Consider the following 14,077-nt stretch of genomic DNA (forward strand, 5'->3'; position numbering starts at 1 on the left):
CGGTCGGTCGTCCCTTAGCGGAGGCCGATCAGTCTTTGTCCTCCCGAGAGGATTGCCGGTGGCCAAAAAAGCCGCATCCTTCGCCGCCCTCGGCGGCCTGGTATTTTCCACCGACGCAGGTCGACACTGCCCGGACTGTCGTCAGCCCGTGGATTCGTGTACCTGCAAACAGACCCTGATCCCCGAAGGCGACGGTATTGCCCGCGTGCGCCGCGAAAGCAAAGGCCGTGGCGGCAAGACGGTGACCACCATCACCGGCGTGCCGTTGGCCGAAGAGCCGCTCAAGGCACTGGCCACCACGCTGAAAAAGCGCTGTGGCACCGGTGGCGCGTTGAAAGACGGTGTCATCGAGATCCAGGGCGATCACGTCGAACTGCTGTTGGCCGAGCTGATCAGGCTGGGTTACAAGGCCAAGAAGTCCGGCGGCTGAAAGCCTCTTCCCAACCTGTGTCTAAACTCTGTCCTGCGAGTGGGGTCTACCTTGCTTACAGGCAAATCGTCATTTTCATTCTTTAGACTGCGCCAGCCTCGAACGAGAGGCGGCGCCTTCGCCTTCATTTATAGGGGACTTCGATGTCCGTACGACGCACACGCAAAGACGATGGCAGCCAATGGACAGTTGCGGACAGCCGCAGTGTTTACGGGATTCGCCATTGGGGGGCCGGGTATTTCGCGATCAATGATGCCGGTCGCGTTGAAGTCCGTCCGAACGGCCCGAACAGCACACCCGTCGACCTTTACGAGCAAGTGGACGAGCTGCGCAAGAGCGGCCTTTCCCTGCCGCTGCTGGTGCGCTTTCCCGACATCCTGCAAGACCGTGTACGCCAGCTGACCGGCGCTTTCGACGCCAACATCGAGCGCCTGGAATACCAGAGCAAGTACACCGCGCTGTACCCGATCAAGGTGAACCAGCAGGAAGCGGTGATCGAGAACATCATCGCCACCCAGAACGTTTCCATCGGTCTCGAAGCCGGCTCCAAGCCTGAGCTGCTGGCCGTGCTGGCCCTGGCGCCGAAGGGCGGCACCATCGTCTGCAACGGTTACAAGGACCGCGAGTTCATCCGCCTGGCGCTGATGGGCCAGAAGCTCGGCCACAACGTATTTATCGTGATCGAGAAAGAATCCGAGGTTGAACTGGTGATCGAAGAGGCCGCCAGCCTCAAGGTCAAGCCACAGGTGGGCCTGCGCGTGCGCCTGTCGTCCCTGGCGTCGAGCAAGTGGGCGGACACCGGTGGCGAGAAGTCCAAGTTCGGGTTGTCGGCGGCGCAACTGCTGTCGGTGGTCGAGCGCTTCCGCGCGGCGGGCCTGGACCAGGGCATCCGCCTGCTGCACTTCCACATGGGTTCGCAGATCGCCAACCTGGCCGACTACCAGCATGGGTTCAAGGAAGCCATTCGTTACTACGGCGAACTGCGCAACCTCGGCCTGCCGGTGGACCACATCGACGTGGGCGGCGGCCTGGGCGTGGACTACGACGGTACCCACTCGCGTAACGCCAGCTCGATCAACTACGACATGGACGACTACGCCGGTGTGGTCGTGGGCATGCTCAAGGAGTTCTGCGACGCCCAGAGCCTGCCGCACCCGAATATCTTCTCCGAAAGCGGCCGCTCCCTGACCGCCCACCACGCCATGCTGGTGGTGCAGGTCACCGACGTCGAGAAACACAACGACGAAATCCCGGTCATCGAAAACAAGGAAAGCCTGCCGGAAACCGTGCAATGGCTGGTGGACCTGCTCGGCCCGACCGATATCGAAATGGTCACCGAAACCTACTGGCGCGCCACTCACTACATGAGCGATGTGGCCACCCAGTACGCCGACGGCAAACTGACCCTGGCCGAGAAAGCCCTGGCCGAACAGTGCTACTTCGCCGTGTGCCGCCGCCTGCACAACTCGTTGAAAGCCCGCCAGCGCTCGCATCGCCAGGTCCTGGACGAACTCAATGACAAGCTGGCCGACAAGTACATCTGCAACTTCTCGGTGTTCCAGAGCCTGCCGGACACGTGGGCCATCGGCCAGGTCCTGCCGATCCTGCCGCTGCACCGTCTCGACGAAGAGCCGCTGCGCCGCGCCGTGCTGCAAGACCTGACCTGCGACTCCGACGGCAAGATCAAGCAGTACGTCGACGAGCAGAGCATCGAGACCAGCCTGCCGGTGCACGCCTTGAACGAAGGCGAGGACTACCTGCTGGGCATCTTCCTGGTCGGCGCCTACCAGGAAATCCTCGGCGACATGCACAACCTGTTCGGTGACACCGACTCGGTGAACATCTACCAGCGCGAAGACGGTTCGGTGTACAGCGCCGGTATCGAGACCCACGACACCATCGAAGACATGCTGCGCTACGTGCACTTGTCGCCGGAGGAGTTGATGACTCACTACCGTGACAAGTGCGCCAGCGCGAAGATCAGTGCCAGTGAGCGGACGCAGTTCCTCGACGCCTTGCGCCTGGGCCTGACGCGTTCGTCATACCTGTCGTCCTGATGCTGGGTTGAACGACGCGCGGGGTTTCTCGCGGGTCGTATCGGTGGGCGGTTCAGTACGCGACCAGGCAGAGCTTGAGCGGGCATTGGCCTGGGTTGAATTGAAGGACAACCCGGTCAAGTCTGTCGGCACCGGTGGTGGTGGGCGCCACCGTGACATTTTGGCTATTAAAGGGCAGTTCAATATTTGCACCTGGAGCGAGGGCGTGGCGCTCGGTTCCTTGGAAGAGCGTCAGATTGGACCGGCTACTGTTTGTAACACGCAGTCTGTCCTCGATAGTGTTCGGCCCTTGCCCATTGGTGCATCCCGCGATGCTCGCCAGTGTGCAAGCCGTAGCGATCCAAAGCGCTTTCGTGATGTTCATATCCGACTCTCCTTGAATCTATGGGATGGGTTTTACCCATGGCCATTCAACGCCCGGAATGTCGGTCTGTAACCTGTCAGAATTAACAGGTAGGTTCAGTCGGCACGGGTACCGAACCACTCCCCCCGCTGCTTGAGCCGCCAGGCAATGCTCCCCAGGGTCAGGCTGCGCAAGGCCATGAACAGCAGGAACGTCATCCACAGCCCATGGTTGCCCAGGCCTTGCAGTGCCCAGGCAAAGGGCAGCACCATCAGCACTGTCAGCAACATGCCATTGCGCATTTCCTTGGCGCGCGTAGCGCCGATAAACAACCCATCCAACAGATAACTCCACACCGCAATCAACGGCAGTACCGCCAGGTACGGCAGGTAGAGATCGGCGGTTTCGCGCACGCTGGGGATATCGGTCTGCATGGCAATAAACAGGTGGCCGGCGAAGGTGAACAGCAGAGCAAACCCCACACTGGCGATCAGCGACCAACCGCCGGCGACCACCAGCGAACGGCGCAGCGCGGCGCGGTCATGGGCGCCGATGGCGTGTCCGCACAAGGCTTCGACCGCGTGGGCCAGGCCGTCCAGCGCGTGAGCGGTCAGCAACAAGCCATTGAGCAATAGAGCATTGGCTGCCACGGTGGCATCGCCCAGGCGTGCGCCTTGCACCGTGATCATGAAAAATACCGACTGCAGCGCCAGGCTGCGGATAAAGATGTCGCGGTTCACCGCCAGCAACGGGCGCCAGCTTTGCCACCGTTTCAACACGGCCCAGGCGATATGCCCGGGGTAGGCGCGCAGGGCTTTTTGCGTGAGGGCCAGGCCAAGCAGGGCGCCGGTCCATTCGGCGATCACCGATGCGCGGGCCGAGCCGACCACGCCCCAGTCCAGGCCCAGTACAAACCACAGGTTCAGGGCGATGTTGACCAGGTTGGTGGTCAACAGGATTGCCAATGGCGCCCGGGCGTTTTGCGTGCCGAGGAACCAGCCCACCAGCGCGTAGCTGGCCAGGGCGGCGGGCAGGCCGAACAGGCGGGTGTGGAAGAACTCGCGGGTCAATTGGTTGAGTTCGGGGGACGGTTGCATCCATTCCAGAGCCAGATGGCTCAGGGGGATGCCGACGGTCCCCAGCAACATCGCCAGCCCCAGCGCCAGCAGCAAACCTTGCAGCAGGATCTGTCGCAGTGCCGCACCATCCTTGCGCCCGGCGGCCTGGGCGGCGAAACCGGTGGAACCCATGCGCAGAAAACCCATGGCCCAGGCGAGGAAGGTATACAGGCTGGCACCGACGGCCACGGCGCCCAGTTGGTGGGCGTGGGGCAGGTGGCCGATGACCATGCTGTCGACCAGTGCCACCAACGGCACGGAGATGTTCGAAAGAATCATCGGCGCGGCCAAAGCCCATACGCGGCGATGGGTAGGGCGGTCGCGCCAGTCGGTCAGTAAGGTGGACATGCGGGCTCCTTGGGGGAGCGGCATTGTAACCGCCCATTGGCAGCGCAACAGGGCCAATGTGGAATGGAGCCCTATGCCTGTGGGATTTGGCTGGGACTTGAGACCGTTGAGAACCAACTCACCCTCCGTCGGTCAATGTGACCAGCGCCACATCGGCTTGGCCGGCGCTGATATATAGTTCACCCCTCGGTTCCCTCTGACTACGAGTGCCCCATGCTTAACAAAGGATTGTTCCTGGCCTGCGCGCTGGCCCTGCTGAGCGCCTGCGATTCTTCCGATAAACCGGCAGCACCGCCTGCGCCCACCGTGGCGGCAGCGCCGAAACCGGCCAAGGCCGCGGTGGATGTGGCGGCGCTCAAGCAGCGTTATGCCGGGCGTGAGTTGAGTGTGGTGGACGTGTCCGAGGTACAGTTGGACGGCGCCAGCACCTTGTCGGTGAGTTTTTCCATTCCGTTGGACCCGGAGCAGAAGTTTGCCGACAAACTCCATCTGGTCGACAGCAAGTCCGGCAAGGTCGATGGCGCCTGGGAGCTGTCCGATAACCTCATGGAGCTGCGCCTGCGTCACCTGGAACCCCAGCGCAAACTGGTGCTGACGGTGGATGCCGGGGTGAAGGCGGTCAACGCCAACACGCTCGCCGCCGAGTACATCGCGCGCCTGGAAACCCGTGACCTGCAAGCCACCGTCGGCTTCGCCAGCCGTGGCACATTGTTGCCGACGCGCCTGGCCGAAGGCCTGCCGGTGATCGCATTGAACGTCGACAAGATCGACGTTGAATTCTTCCGTATCAAGCCCGAATCGCTGCCGTCGTTCCTGGCACAGTGGGGGCGCAATACCAGCCTGCAAAGTTATGAATCCCGCGAACTGCTGCCGCTGGCCGACCTGGTCTACGGCGGCCGTTTCGACCTGAACCCGGCGCGCAATACCCGTGAAACCCTGCTGCTGCCGATCGCCGGCCTCAAGCAATTGCAGCAACCGGGCGTGTACCTGGCGGTGATGCGCGCTTCGGGCACCTACAACTATTCGCAACCGGCCACGCTGTTTACCTTGAGCGATATCGGCCTGTCGGTGCACCGCTACGCCAATCGCCTGGATGTGTTTACCCAGGCGCTGGAAGGTGGCAAGGCGTTGGATGGCGTCGACCTCGAAGTGCTCGACGCCGACGGCCGTGTGCTGGGCCAGGGCAAGACCGAAAAGGGCGGTCACGCTGAGTTGCCGTTGCCGAAAAAGGCCCAGGTGCTGCTGGCCAAACAGGGTGAGCAGACCAGTCTGCTGCGCCTGGACAGTGCCGCGCTGGATCTGGCCGAGTTCGATATCGGCGGCCAACCTTCCCATCCGTTGCAGTTCTTTGTGTTCGGCCCGCGCGACCTGTATCGCCCCGGCGAAACCGTGCTGCTCAACGCCCTGCTGCGCGACAAGGACGGCAACGTGGTCAAGCCGCAGCCGGTGAGCGTCGAAGTGCGTCGCCCGGATGAACAGGTGAGCCGCAAGTTCGTCTGGGATGCCGATGCCTCCGGCCTCTATCAATATCAACTGCAGCTGGCCGGTGAAGCCCCGACTGGCCGCTGGCAGTTGGTGTTCGACTTGGGCGATGGCAAGCCGCAGCTGTATGAATTCCTCGTCGAAGACTTCCTGCCCGAGCGCCTGGCGCTGGAACTCAAGGGCAGCGACACGGCATTGAGCCCGGCGGATAACCCGGTGATCAAGGTCAATGGTCGCTACCTCTATGGTGCGCCGGCGTCGGGCAATCGCGTCAGCGGGCAAGTCTATGTGCGCCCCCTGCGCGAAGCGGTCAAGTCGCTGCCGGGCTATCAATTCGGCTCCGTCACCGAAGAGGAACTGAGCCAGGACTTCGAGCTCGACGAAAGCGTGCTCGACGCCAAGGGCCAGGAAGAACTGACCCTGGAAAGCAAATGGGCGGAGGCCAAATCTCCCCTGCAACTGATCGTGCAAGCCAGCCTGCACGAGTCGGGCGGACGGCCGATCACCCGGCGCCTGGTGCAGCCGATCTGGCCGGCCGAGCAACTGCCGGGCCTGCGTGGTCTGTTTGACGGCAAGGAAACCAATGGCGACGGCCCGGCAGAATTCGAAGTGCTGCTGGCCAACCAGGACGGGCGGAAACTTGCCGCGCAAAACCTCAAGGTCCGCCTGGTGCGCGAGCGCCGTGACTACTACTGGAACTACTCCGACAGCGATGGCTGGAGCTATCACTACAACGAGAAATTCCTCAACCTCGACGAACAGACCCTGGACATCAAGGCCGGCGATACCGCCAAGGTCAGCTTCCAGGTGGAGTGGGGCCCGTACCGTGTCGAGGTCGAAGACCCGCAGACCGGCCTGGTCAGCAGCCTGCGCTTCTGGGCCGGCTACCAGGCCCAGGACAACACCGAAGGTGGCGCCGTACGGCCCGATCAGGTCAAGCTGGCGCTGGATAAACCCGCCTATGGCGACGGCGATACCGCCAACGTCACGGTCACGCCGCCGGCGGCCGGTAAAGGCTACCTGCTGGTGGAGTCCGCCGAAGGGCCGCTGTGGTGGCAGGAAATCGACGTGCCGGCCGAAGGCAAAAGCTTTGCCGTGAAGCTTGATCCGAAATGGTCGCGCCATGACCTGTACGTCAGCGCCCTGGTGGTTCGTCCCGGCGAGCGCAAAGCCAATATCACCCCCAAGCGCGCGGTAGGCCTGCTGCATCTGCCGCTGGATCGCACCCAGCGCAAGCTGGGCGTGACCCTGGCCGCGCCGGAAAAAATGCGCCCCAAGCAACCGCTGACGGTGAAGATCGCCGCCAAAAACGCCGATGGCAGCGTGCCGAAACAGGTGCACGTGCTGGTGGCGGCGGTGGACGTGGGCATCCTCAATATCACCGAATACCCGACGCCGGACCCGTACTCCAGCCTGTTCGGCCGCAAGGCCTATGGCGTGGACCAGTTCGATATCTACGGCCAGTTGATCGAAGCCGGGCAGGGCCGCCTGGCCAGCCTGGCCTTTGGCGGTGACGCCGCGCTGGCCAAGGGCGGCAAGCGTCCGGACACCAGTGTGACCATCGTCGCCCTGCAAAGCGCGCCGGTGACCTTGAATGAGCAGGGCGAGGGTGAAGTCAGCGTCAACATCCCCGACTTCAACGGTGAACTGCGCCTGATGGCCCAGGCCTGGAGCGACGACCGCTACGGCATGGCCGAAGGCAAGACCGTGATCGCCGCGCCGCTGATCGCCGAGCTGTCGGCGCCGCGCTTCCTCGCCGGCGGTGACCAGACGACGTTGGCCCTGGACCTGTCCAACCTGTCGGGCAAGGCGCAGAAACTCGATGTGCAACTGAGTGCCGAAGGGCAGTTGGAGTTGGTCAACACGGGCGCGCAAACCATCGAGCTCAAGCAAGGCCAGCGCACTACCCTGCGTATCCCGGTGAAAGCCTGGGGTGGCTTGGGTCAAGGCAAGGTGAAGGTCACGGTCAATGGCCTGGACCTGCCCGGTGAGAACCTCCCGCCGTTCAGCCGCGAATGGACCCTGGGCGTGCGCCCGGCCTACCCGGCGTTGCTCAAGCATTACCGCGCGGTGCTCAAGGGCGAGCCGTGGAGCCTGCCCGCCGGCGCATTGGATCAATTCGATGCCTCTGGGCGTGAGGCGCTGCTGAGCCTGTCGAGCCGGCCGCCGCTGAACCTGGGTGCGCAGATCTCGGCGCTCAAGGCCTACCCTTATGGGTGCCTGGAGCAGACCGCCAGTGGTCTGTACCCGTCGCTGTACGCCGACGACGCGCTGCTCAAGCGCCTGAGCATCAAGGGCGAGCCGGATGCCGAGCGCAAACGCAAGATCGAGCTGGGCATCGAACGCCTGCTGGGCATGCAGCGCTACAACGGCAGCTTCGGTTTGTGGGGCGCCGATGGCGAAGAGGAGTATTGGCTGACGGCTTATGTCACCGACTTCCTGTTGCGTGCCCGTGACCAGGGCTTCGCGGTACCGCCTGAAGCGCTGAAAAAAGCCAGCGAGCGCCTGCTGCGCTATGTGCAGGAGCGCAACCTGATCGAAGTCGACTACAGCGACAACGCTGACCACACGCGCTTTGCCGTGCAGGCCTACGCCGGCATGGTACTGGCGCGCAGTCAGCAGGCGCCGTTGGGGGCGCTGCGCAGTATTTTCGAGCGGCGCAGCGACGCGCGTTCCGGGTTGCCGTTGGTGCAGTTGTCCATCGCATTACAGAAGATGGGTGACCAGCCCCGCGCGGATCAAGCCTTGCTGGCCGGCCTGGCGGCGCAACGCAGCGCCAAGGAATGGCTGGCTGACTACGGCAGCCCGCTGCGCGATCAGGCGATGATCCTGGCATTGCTGGAAGAAAACGACTTGGCCAAGGGCAAGCGTGAGGAGCGCTTGTTTAGCCTGTCCGATCAGTTGGCGGCCAGCCCGTACCTGTCGACCCAGGAGCGCAATTCGCTGTTCCTGGCCGGGCGCCTGGGGTTCGCCCAGCCCGAGTCGGCCTGGAAGGTCCTGCTCAATGGCAGCGGTGGGGAACATGAGCTGAACAATCAACAATCGACGCTGGACCTGGAAGGCAAACTGCTTTCCAGCGATCTGAGCCTGACCAATCAGGGCGATGTGCCGGTCTACCAGCAACTGACGATCTCGGGTTATCCCCAGGTGCCACCGACACCGGGCGGCGACAACCTGAGCATCCGCCGGGAATACCTGGGCATGAATGGCCAACCGCTGAACCTGCGCAACCTCAATAGCGGCGACCTGGTGCTGGTGCACCTGGCCGTGAGCGCCAAGCAGCGCGTGCCGGATGCCTTGGTGGTCGACCTGTTGCCTGCGGGCCTGGAGCTGGAAAACCAGAATCTGGCACAAAGTGCGGCCAGCCTGGAAAACGCCAGCAGCCAGGTGAAGGAATGGCGCGAGTCGATGCAGAACGCGGCGCTCAAGCATCAGGAGTTTCGTGATGACCGTTACGTGGCGGCCATCAACCTCGACGGCGATGGCACCACGCACTTGCTGTACCTGGCCCGTGCCGTGACACCGGGCACTTACCGCGTGCCGCCGCCGCAGGTGGAGTCGATGTACCGGCCGAACTGGCAGGCGGTGGGGGAAACGCCGGCGGATCTGGTGATCAAGGGACGCTGAAATTTGACGGTTGATCACTGTAGGAGCGGGCTTGCCCGCGAAGAACGCAAGGGCACCGCGTTTATTCAGGATGTCAGCGTTATCGTTGACGTCCTTCGCGAGCAAGCTTGCTCCTACAGTGGGTGGGTGTTTTTGGGTTCAGTGCACGACCCAACTGAGCAGCCATAGCCCAAGCATCAGCCAGATTACCCCGATGATGATCGAGGCACGCATGAACGCGCGTACGGCCGAATACAGAAACAGCAGGCCGATGATCAGGGTGATGATGTTGATGATCGAGGTGTCCATGCCCAATGCTCGGGACATGCCACCGACAAAGTCGCCGCCAGCGTTGGAGAGCATATTGAACAGCCCGCTGAAGAATTCGACGATGTAGTGGATGATCAGACCGAGTGTGTGACCCAACCATCCGAAAAAGTCTACTTGCATAGGTGTGTCTCGATGAAAGAGTGGACGAAATTGCCTGCACTGAGCCTTTGGTTGTTTATCAACCAGGCGAGTTCCTGTGAAGCATAGAGGTTTCGCCGTTTGAATTTGCGTTTACTTCTCCGTTGGACCCTGGCGAGCCTGGTCTTGATGATTGCCCTGCTGTGGCTGGCCGATCGTATTTGGCCGTTGCCGTTGCCCAAGGACGACCTGGCGCGGGTGGTGCTGGCCGAGGATGGCACGCCGTTATGGCGGTTTGCCGATGCCAACGGCGTGTGGCGTTATCCGGTGCAAACCAGCGAAGTGTCGCCGTATTACCTCGATGCACTGCTCACCTACGAAGACCGCTGGTTCTATCAGCATCCCGGTGTTAACCCGTTGGCGCTGGTGCGGGCGACGTGGCAGAACCTGACGGGCGCGCGGGTGGTGTCGGGTGGCAGTACGTTGTCGATGCAGGTGGCGCGTCTGCTGGATCCTCACTCACGGACCTTCCACGGCAAGTTGCGCCAACTGTGGCGCACGGCGCAGTTGGAGTGGCACCTGTCCAAGGAACAGATTCTCAACCTGTACCTGAACCGCGCGCCGTTCGGAGGCACGTTGCAGGGCGTGGCGGCCGCCAGCTGGGCGTACCTGGGCAAGTCCCCGGCGCAACTGACCCACGCCGAAGCCGCTTTGCTCGCGGTATTGCCCCAGGCGCCGAGCCGCCTGCGCCCGGATCGCCACCCGCAGCGCGCCCAGGAGGCCCGCGACAAAGTGCTGCGCCGCCTCGCCGAGTTCCAGGTGTGGCCACAAGCGGCCGTCGACGAAGCGCTGGAAGAGCCGTTGCTGCTCGCCCCGCGCCTGGAGCCGAGCCTGGCGCCGCTGCTTGCCCGCCGCCTGAACCGTCCGGACAGCCCGCCGCTGATTCGCACCACGCTGGATGCCACCCTGCAGCGCCGTCTTGAAGACCTGTTGCTGGGCTGGCGTGCGCGGTTGCCGGAATACACCTCGGCCGCGATCCTGGTGGTGGAAGAAGAAAACATGGCCGTGCGCGCTTACCTGGGGTCAGTGGACATCAACGACGCCAAGCGCTTTGGCCATGTGGACATGATCAGCGCGCTGCGTTCGCCGGGCTCTACCTTGAAGCCGTTCCTGTATGGCATGGCCCTGGACGAGGGCCTGATTCACTCCGAATCGCTGCTGCAGGATGTGCCCCGGCGTTATGGCGATTATCGCCCAGGCAACTTTTCCATGGGCTTTACCGGCGCAGTGCCGGCGAGCACGGCGCTGTCCAGTTCGCTGAACCTGCCGGCGGTGCAGTTGCTGGAAGCCTACGGGCCCAAGCGGTTTGCCGCGCAGATGCGCATCGGCGGCGTGCCACTGGCCCTGCCGGCGTTGGCCGAGCCCAACCTGGCGCTGATCCTCGGCGGCGCGGGCAGCCGCCTGGAGGATCTGGTCAGCGGCTACAGCGCCTTCGCCCGCAACGGCAGGAGCGCCACCCTTCGATTGCAGCCGGACGATACGCTGAGAGAACGGCCCTTGCTGTCGCCAGGGTCCGCCTGGATTGTTCGGCGCATCCTCAGTGGCCAGGCGCGGCCTGATCGCGACCCGCGTGCCGAACTGGTGCAGCGCCCGGTCCTGGCCTGGAAAACCGGGACCAGCTACGGTTTTCGCGATGCCTGGGCGATTGGCGTGGGGCCGCGCTATTTGATCGGTGTGTGGATCGGTCGCCCGGACGGCACGCCGGTGCCGGGGCAGTTCGGTTTGGCCTCGGCGGCGCCGCTGATGTTGCAGGTGCATGACGTGCTGACCAATCGCGACAGCCAGCGCGGCATCAGCGCGCAGGTGGTGGCGGTGCCGACCAATGTCGGCGTGGCGGCGATTTGTTGGCCGCTGGGCCAGCCCATGAACCGCAGCGATCCGAATTGCCGCCGCCAGCGCTTTGCCTGGACCCTGGACAACACCACGCCGCCGACCTTGCAGGCGCTGGATCAGCCGTTGAGTGTGGGCTTGATGGAAAGCGTCTGGGTCAACGCCAAGGGCTTGAGGGTGGATGCCCATTGCCCTGGCGCGGTGTCTAAAAATATCGCCCTGTGGCCCGCACCGCTGGAGCCATGGTTGCCCAGGATCGAGCGCCGTGAAGCGCGGATTCCCGCCGCCGACCCCGATTGCCCGCCACCGGCGCTGGCGGCGTCTTCGCCGCTGTCGATTGTCGGCGTGCGCGAAGGCGACCAACTGCGCCTGCCCGCCGCCAGCCAGCAAACCCTGCGCCTCAAGCTTTCCGCCCTGGGCGGCAGCGGCCGGCGCTGGTGGTTCCTCAACGGCGCACCGCTGGGCGACAGCGCCAACCAGGACAGCATCAATGCCAGTTTCGAGCGCTTGGGCCGCTACCAACTCAGCGTCCTTGACGAAGCCGGCCAGACCGCCCGGCTCGAATTCAGCGTGGTGGATTAGGGCCTCATCGGCGTCAAGTCGAATCGTCGCACCACTGCTATTCACTTGCCTTCACTCTCCATCCCCCTGAAGCTATACCCATTCAGGAGCCCCCCATGAACCTCGAACACCTCACCGAACGCCTGCACCGCATCCGCGATACCAACGACTGGAAGCCATTCCACAGCCCGAAGAACCTGGCCATGGCCGCCAGCGTGGAAATGGCCGAACTGGTGGAAATCTTCCAGTGGCTCACCGAAGACCAGTCCCGCCAGTTGCCCGCCGATAAACTCGCCCACGCCGGCCAGGAAGTGGGCGATATCGTGCTGTACCTGCTGTTGCTGTGCAGCGAGCTGGGCCTGGACATGAACGAGGTGGTGAGCGCCAAACTGGCCGACAGCGAGCGGCGGTTTACCCATGAGTGACCGGCATTTCGACCAGTTGGCCACGCGCTTCGCCGAGAAAATCTACGGCGGTGCAAAAGGCGCGATTCGCCTGGCAGTGCTCCAGGCCGACCTGGCTGAGGCCCTGCCGGAGCGCCCGTTACGCGTGCTGGATATCGGCGCGGGCCTGGGGCATATGTCGCTGTGGCTGGCCGAGCGCGGCCATCAGGTGACCCTGGCCGAACCCGCCGAGCCGATGCTCGAAGGCGCGCGCCAACGCTTCGCCGAGGCCGGGCAGGACGCCACCTTTATCCACGCGCCGTGGCAAGACCTGCTCGGCCAGCTCACCGAGCCCTACGACCTGGTGCTGTGCCATGCCGTGCTGGAATGGCTGGCCGAACCCCACGGGATCCTGCCGGTGCTGCATCAGCTGACGCTGCCCGGTGGCTGGCTGTCGCTGGCGTTCTACAACCGCGATGCGCTGATTTATCGCAACCTGCTCAAAGGCCATTTCCGCAAGATGCGCAAGAATGACATGGCCGGCGAAAAGCAGAGCCTGACCCCGCAACAGCCCCTCGACCCGCGGGAATTGGCGGCGCAACTCGAAGGGCTTTGGCAGGTCGAAAGCCAAAGTGGCGTGCGGGTATTCCACGACTATATGCCGGTGGAATTCCAGGCCCGCGCCGACTTGAAGGACCTTGTAGAGATGGAGCTCGCTCACCGTCGTCACCCAAGCTTTGCCGGACTTGGGCGTTATTTGCACTGGATCTGCCGCCCGGTATAAGCGGCCCAGTCTGCGGAGGTCGAAATGCGTCGTCTCTGTTTGATCCTGTTATCCCTCGGGCTGGGCGCCTGCTCCAGCCCCAACCCTTATGTGGCGGCTTCTGCGCCCATGCCGCCAGCCCCCGCGCGGGCGGCCACTACCTTCGACGCCAGCGCTTACCCGGCGCCGGTGCGTGATTACGGTGCCTACCGCAATTGGGCCTGGCGCAACGGCCAGCTCCCGGCCGGCACGGCCTGGGCGGACTCGGCGCAGATCGCCGAAGCGGTCAGCGGTGCCCTCGACCAGCGCGGCCTGCGGCCCTTGCACGACAACCGCCCGGCGGACCTGCTGGTGAGCGCCGATGTGCGCCTGGAGAAGCGTCTCAAGCAGGTCCGGGACGATTACGGCTACGGATACGGCGGCTATAACCGCTACGGTCCGGGCTACGGCATGTACAACTCGGTGCCGATCGTGCGCACCTATGAAGTTCAAGTGGTGGTGGTGCGCGTCAACCTGTTCGACGCCCGCAGCGGCCAGCCGGTGTGGAGTGCCAGTGCGGAAACCGGCAGCCAGGGCAGCCTCAGCGAGCGTGCGGATGCGTTGCGCCAGGCCGTGCAAAAGGCGATGACCGCCTATCCTCCGAGTTAACAGCTATTCTCATCTAAAGCCCGGTCCCTTGTTGGAGATC

At 63.6% G+C, this 14,077-nt stretch carries 10 protein-coding genes; 7 read left to right on the forward strand and 3 right to left on the reverse strand.

Translation table 11 applies throughout. The features are described 5' to 3' along the window. The first annotated feature begins 58 nt into the window (after positions 1–58). Together J3D60_RS24655 and speA are read left to right on the forward strand one after the other, a co-directional pair. Positions 59–430: a translation initiation factor Sui1 gene (locus tag J3D60_RS24655; RefSeq protein WP_027607992.1), complete on the forward strand. Its 372-nt coding sequence runs from the start codon at positions 59–61 to the stop codon at positions 428–430. Between the two features lie 143 nt (positions 431–573). Continuing rightward, on the forward strand, positions 574–2,487 hold the full coding sequence (speA, locus tag J3D60_RS24660) for an arginine decarboxylase (protein ID WP_027607991.1): 1,914 nt from the start codon (positions 574–576) through the stop codon (positions 2,485–2,487). A 52-nt stretch (positions 2,488–2,539) separates the two neighbouring features. Here speA and J3D60_RS24665 read toward each other — a convergent pair whose 3' ends face one another. Both J3D60_RS24665 and J3D60_RS24670 read right to left on the reverse strand, forming a co-directional pair. Then, positions 2,540–2,851 (reverse strand): hypothetical protein, encoded by a 312-nt coding sequence (locus J3D60_RS24665; protein ID WP_253493127.1) that lies wholly within the window; start codon positions 2,849–2,851, stop codon positions 2,540–2,542. Between the two features lie 95 nt (positions 2,852–2,946). Next, entirely contained in the window at positions 2,947–4,296 is a 1,350-nt protein-coding gene (locus J3D60_RS24670; RefSeq protein ID WP_253493128.1) for an MATE family efflux transporter, read from the reverse strand. A 213-nt stretch (positions 4,297–4,509) separates the two neighbouring features. Between J3D60_RS24670 and J3D60_RS24675 the strand changes: the two genes are divergently transcribed. Next, the gene (locus tag J3D60_RS24675) at positions 4,510–9,405 is read left to right on the forward strand and encodes an alpha-2-macroglobulin (protein WP_253493130.1); all 4,896 of its coding nucleotides are present in this window, start codon (positions 4,510–4,512) and stop codon (positions 9,403–9,405) included. A 138-nt stretch (positions 9,406–9,543) separates the two neighbouring features. Here J3D60_RS24675 and J3D60_RS24680 read toward each other — a convergent pair whose 3' ends face one another. Then, entirely contained in the window at positions 9,544–9,834 is a 291-nt protein-coding gene (locus J3D60_RS24680) for a hypothetical protein (protein ID WP_253493132.1), read from the reverse strand. A gap of 99 nt (positions 9,835–9,933) precedes the next feature. Between J3D60_RS24680 and pbpC the strand changes: the two genes are divergently transcribed. The 4 genes from pbpC (at position 9,934) to J3D60_RS24700 (ending at position 14,037) form a co-directional block, all read left to right on the forward strand. Continuing rightward, complete coding sequence (gene pbpC, locus J3D60_RS24685; protein ID WP_083236471.1) at positions 9,934–12,264, forward strand: peptidoglycan glycosyltransferase PbpC; 2,331 nt, start codon at positions 9,934–9,936, stop codon at positions 12,262–12,264. Between the two features lie 95 nt (positions 12,265–12,359). Beyond that, the gene (locus J3D60_RS24690; protein WP_253493134.1) at positions 12,360–12,668 is read left to right on the forward strand and encodes a MazG-like family protein; all 309 of its coding nucleotides are present in this window, start codon (positions 12,360–12,362) and stop codon (positions 12,666–12,668) included. Beyond that, positions 12,661–13,410, forward strand: coding sequence for a methyltransferase domain-containing protein (locus tag J3D60_RS24695; protein ID WP_027607984.1), 750 nt, complete (start codon positions 12,661–12,663; stop codon positions 13,408–13,410). The genes J3D60_RS24690 and J3D60_RS24695 overlap by 8 nt, the downstream gene beginning before the upstream one ends. Positions 13,411–13,434: 24 nt before the next feature. Further along, positions 13,435–14,037, forward strand: coding sequence for a DUF4136 domain-containing protein (locus J3D60_RS24700; protein WP_253493136.1), 603 nt, complete (start codon positions 13,435–13,437; stop codon positions 14,035–14,037). Positions 14,038–14,077 lie beyond the last annotated feature (40 nt).

Origin of the sequence: Pseudomonas sp. S3E17 (assembly GCF_024168685.1) — a bacterium.
In the GTDB taxonomy this organism is placed as follows: Bacteria; Pseudomonadota; Gammaproteobacteria; order Pseudomonadales; family Pseudomonadaceae; genus Aquipseudomonas; species Aquipseudomonas marginalis.

Excerpts from the sequence above, each read along its gene's own strand:
- J3D60_RS24675 (WP_253493130.1), top strand. The coding sequence starts at position 4,510 with ATGCTTAACAAAGGATTGTTCCTGGCCTGCGCGCTGGCCCTGCTGAGC.
- J3D60_RS24695 (WP_027607984.1), top strand. The coding sequence starts at position 12,661 with ATGAGTGACCGGCATTTCGACCAGTTGGCCACGCGCTTCGCCGAGAAA.
- speA (WP_027607991.1), top strand. The coding sequence starts at position 574 with ATGTCCGTACGACGCACACGCAAAGACGATGGCAGCCAATGGACAGTT.
- J3D60_RS24670 (WP_253493128.1), bottom strand. The coding sequence starts at position 4,296 with ATGTCCACCTTACTGACCGACTGGCGCGACCGCCCTACCCATCGCCGC.
- J3D60_RS24680 (WP_253493132.1), bottom strand. The coding sequence starts at position 9,834 with ATGCAAGTAGACTTTTTCGGATGGTTGGGTCACACACTCGGTCTGATC.
- J3D60_RS24665 (WP_253493127.1), bottom strand. The coding sequence starts at position 2,851 with ATGAACATCACGAAAGCGCTTTGGATCGCTACGGCTTGCACACTGGCG.
- J3D60_RS24700 (WP_253493136.1), top strand. The coding sequence starts at position 13,435 with ATGCGTCGTCTCTGTTTGATCCTGTTATCCCTCGGGCTGGGCGCCTGC.
- J3D60_RS24690 (WP_253493134.1), top strand. The coding sequence starts at position 12,360 with ATGAACCTCGAACACCTCACCGAACGCCTGCACCGCATCCGCGATACC.